The 1,030-nt window shown below is 30.9% G+C and carries 1 protein-coding gene; it reads left to right on the top strand.

Features of this window, described 5'->3' with window-relative positions:
* Nucleotides 1-1,030 (top strand): transposase (locus KPL38_RS19910; RefSeq protein ID WP_246578059.1); only part of this gene is annotated, 1,030 nt, incomplete at both ends.

The following is a 1,030-nucleotide window of genomic DNA, read 5'->3' as shown; positions in this document are numbered from 1 at the left end:
ATATCTTCAAAATATTTTAAAGAATTGTTGGGCGCAGGCCTTTAGGGATTATGTTTTTCCTCAAATAAATGAGGAACGTTTTTCTGTAATTTATAGTAGTGATCATGCCTCAAGACCTAACACCCCTATAAATATTATTATTGCTTTACTTATGATAAAAGAAATATTTCAGCAGACTGATGAAGAACTTATTGGTTCTCTCCACTTTGATATAAGATACCAGTATGCTCTTTATACTACAGCCTATGACAAGCAACCTGTTTCTATAAATACCTTAACAAATTTTAGAAATAGGGTTATTGAATTTGAACAATCTTCTGGGATTGATTTAATTAAACTTGAAGTAGAAGCGTTAGCTTCCGCTGCTGCAAAATATCTTTGTATTAATAACAAAAAAGTAAGGGTAGATTCTTTAATGGTTAGTTCCTCATGTAAAAAGCTTAGCAGGATTGAATTAGTTTATTCTGTTAACTATAGGCTCATTAAAGACCTTAATGAATATAATAAATCCCTTATTCCGGAGGAATGTTTAGTATACCTGGTGAAAGGCAATAAAAATGAAACCATATATAGAACTCAAGATTTAGAAGCTACTTCTAAGCTATTAACTTTGCTAAAACATTCAGAAATACTTCGCCAAACTTGTTCAAACTTGGATGCAATTATAACCGATAGCGAAAGCTATCAACTCTTAATTAGAATGCTTCAAGATCAAACAACTATAGATGTAGATAATAAATTAACACTTAAAGATGGCAAAGATATATCCTCAACAAGCCTTCAAAACCCTACAGATCCAGATGCTACATATAGACACAAGTATAAAGGAAACATTGGTTATACTGTAAATATTGTTGAGACTTTTAACGATAGCACTAGCATTATTACTGATTATGACCTTAAGCATAATATCTATAGTGATTCTAAGTTTTCAGATGATGTTATAAAGAGTATTTCTGAAAAGAAAGAATCAGATAAAAAGGTTCAGGTTATTACAGATGGTGCTTACTATGAACAAGAAAAAGCAGAA

Origin of the sequence: Clostridium psychrophilum (assembly GCF_018861705.1) — a bacterium.
GTDB lineage: Bacteria > Bacillota > Clostridia > Clostridiales > Clostridiaceae > Clostridium_AD > Clostridium_AD psychrophilum.
This window is presented reverse-complemented; position numbering and strand designations above follow the sequence as displayed.